The 2859-nt window shown below is 68.6% G+C and carries 3 protein-coding genes and 1 pseudogene; 1 reads left to right on the forward strand and 3 read right to left on the reverse strand.

Annotated elements, in window-relative coordinates; all coding sequences use genetic code 11:
- The first annotated feature begins 336 nt into the window (after window positions 1–336).
- Complete coding sequence (locus ACZ6KF_RS33955) at window positions 337–864, forward strand: DUF6233 domain-containing protein (protein WP_469242026.1); 528 nt, start codon at window positions 337–339, stop codon at window positions 862–864.
- Between the two features lie 195 nt (window positions 865–1059).
- On the opposite strand, the gene ACZ6KF_RS33960 is transcribed toward ACZ6KF_RS33955, so the two are convergent.
- From ACZ6KF_RS33960 to ACZ6KF_RS33970, 3 genes and pseudogenes are all read right to left on the reverse strand, one after another.
- Complete coding sequence (locus ACZ6KF_RS33960; protein WP_469179725.1) at window positions 1060–1692, reverse strand: hypothetical protein; 633 nt, start codon at window positions 1690–1692, stop codon at window positions 1060–1062.
- 244 nt (window positions 1693–1936) lie between these two features.
- A complete protein-coding gene (locus tag ACZ6KF_RS33965; protein WP_469242028.1) occupies window positions 1937–2497 on the reverse strand; it encodes a hypothetical protein in 561 nt (186 codons plus the stop codon).
- A 190-nt stretch (window positions 2498–2687) separates the two neighbouring features.
- Window positions 2688–2765: pseudogene (locus ACZ6KF_RS33970) on the reverse strand (telomere-protecting terminal protein Tpg); the annotation flags it as partial.
- Window positions 2766–2859 lie beyond the last annotated feature (94 nt).

Below are 2859 nucleotides of genomic sequence, written 5' to 3' on the forward strand. Positions count from 1 at the left end.
CTTGCGGACGGGTCGGCGCCTCCGGCACAACTCGCTGGAACAACTCCCACAGCTCATCCGGCACCAGCCGCTCAACGATCCCCACACCGGCAGACCTTCGAACACGCCAAATGAGATGACCTGTTAGCCCTTGCCTGGCGTGTCAAAGGTCTCCCTGGCCCGCATCCTTCGGAAACAGCCGCTCATCGGCGGAGACGAGCGTTCCAACCTCCGACTCGCCAACTACCGTGCACAGAAGCCGCCATCCATAGATCGAAGCCGCCCTCTGACCAGCAGCGCCGTACGTGCGGCCGCCAGGTAACGCTCAAAGTCACATCCGTCCGTACGGTGGGAGACGTGACGACGCCCTCCTCCCCCGAACCGGTGCCGGCGCCGATCCGGGTGCTGCTGCCCGGGGACCAGGAGGTCGTCGCGCACCTGTGGTCCCGGCGGCAGGCCCGCGACGGCTGGCGGTACGAGGTCGGGCTCTCGGCCTACCGCAACGGCCCCGGCGACACGGTGGAACCTGCCGAGTACCGGGTCTGGGTGCGCGCACCGCAGCATGTGCGGCCCGTGGACGGCGTCTCGTACGACGCCGTGCCCACCGAGTACCTGGAGCAGCCCTCGCCCGTCCAGGAGGCGCTGGGGCCGCGGCGGCCGTCCGGCTGGGTGCTGGTGAAGGCCGGCGGCCGCGGTCCCGGCCGGGGCGGTGTCGTGCACGCCGTCGACTGCGAAGAGGCGCCGACCGGAGCGCCGGTGCTGCCGCTGGAGCGGGCGCTGGACGCAGCCGGGCAGCCGGGGGTGCGGCTGTGCTCTCTGTGCGCCGCTGCCGCGGAACTGGACCCCGTCCTCAAGGGCTTCGAGCACGGCTTCGAAGAGACGTGAGCGGGAGTGATGAGGCTCGTTGAAGTTCCTCACCTGATGCTCACAGGTTCCCCAGACCTGCTCACCTTGATGCCCCACCCGTGGCGTCGCTGACCTGCGGACAGACGTCATCGAGGGAGGGCCACCCGACACGTGGCCCGTCCAGGGGCTGATCTTGTAGCCATTCAGTCCAGAGCACCCAGTGTTCTTGCGCTGTCAACTGGCGGCAACATCGCGACGCCACTGTTCAGCCGCATCGTCCCAGTAGATTGTGACGATGCCGCCGTTCACGTCAGGAGCGGCCAGGGCTTCGAGGTCGGCCGAGGCCAGAGCGGCGAGTGCTGCGTCAGGCAGACGCGGCGGCACAATGAAGCGCAGTCCGGCGGCGGTCTCTTCCACGTAGACCTTCGTGCGACCGCGATGAATGGCGGGGGCGAGATCTGCGCTGCGGCCGATCATGCGGCGTGTGGTCGCGCGGGCGACTTCAAACGACCGCTGGCCAGCCTGCGAAGCAATTGCCTGCAAAAACGGCAGGACCGCAGCTGTCACTGTCGCTCCCGAGACCGCCGCTAGCGCGGTCATGATCTCCATGTATCCGGTACTCGAATACACACGCAGACGGAACACGCCGTGCGTGGTGAGCTCGCGCCACACCGGATCCGTGTCAGGGGCCGCCAGGTGGCCCCAGAGCTCCTGCAGAAGGAGCGTGCTCTCGGTCGACCTGGGCTCACCGGCGGCTTCCGCCCGGTCCAGCCACTTGCGCACGTCAGCAGGGCTATGCAAGCCCGTCAGCCACTCCCTACAGATTGCAAGCACGTTCCCGCGCTGGGCCTGGCTCTTGTTGCTCATCGTGAGTCCCCTCCCCGTGCCCACACCGATCCCCCATCGTGCCCAACGCTGGTGGCACGTTGGGGAGTTCGTCGCCAAACTCCTCGGACTCCCCTTACCCCTCTGGCCCTGCGCTCGCGGACGGTGGCGCATTGCACCCACCGTGTGTGGCGTGGCTCGCCCAGATTCTCCCCACTCCGTTGAATTCCGGACCGAGTGGGGCGACGAGCACCCCTGGCCGATTTCAGAGATCCCGATCAGGAGGTCAGCGGCGGCCGACGGTGTACCCGGCGTCGTTGACGGCGCGGGTCCACACGTCGCGGTCGAACCACTTGGTGATGTTCGGCTGCAATTCGGTGATGGTGCGCATCCGGGCTTCCCAGTCGTGTCCGGCCGGGCCTCGGCTGCCGTTGCAGCCGGTGCAGCCGTCCTCGCCGTGGATGTGGCCGGCCATCCAGGCGTTGACGGCGACGTTGATGATGACCGCGTACAGGTCGCCGCCGGTCTGAGCCAGGGAGTCGGGCACCCCGGCGAGGACCAGGGCGAGCTCCGGGTTGTCGAGCGGCGGCATCGGGGCCTGCCCGACGCCCTTCTCGCTGCTGCTCTCCTCGTAGGAGGACAGGTTCTGCGCGAGCCGGTCGGCCGTGGCGGAGGCGTCGAAGTACCGCCACGCGGAGCGCACCTGGATCCCGAGCTGCTCGGAGACGGTGGCGATCTGCTTCTCGATCGTGTCCTCCACGGTCGCCGGCGCAAGGGTCACCCCCTGGCGGGCCAGCTCCGCGAGCGTCTGGGCAACGGCTTCCTTGAACGCCTTCGTGTTCCGCACGAGCGCATCGTAGGAAGGCGGGAGCAGCCGCCGGACGGCTTCGCCAGCATTGCTCCGGTGCAGGTGACTGAGGCGCTTCAGCGTCGTTGGACAGGGCATCGCGTGCATGAACATCCGATCCCCCGCGGATACGCGAGCGAGCCCCGGACCGTGTCGGTTCGGGGCTCGCAGGCTGTTCGGGGCGCGGCTGCTAGAGCTCGAACTCGAGGTGCTCGATGTCCGTGAATCGGACCTCCTCCAGGCTGCCGGCGCGGCCGCCGCCGTCCTGCGATCAGGTCACGTTGGAAGTCGCCGAGGAGCAGCCGCGTCCGTCCGGGCAGCGGCGTGCCCGCCATGGTCTCGAAGACCTTGCCGCTGGTCGC

The organism is Streptomyces sp. NPDC046379 (assembly GCF_055587785.1).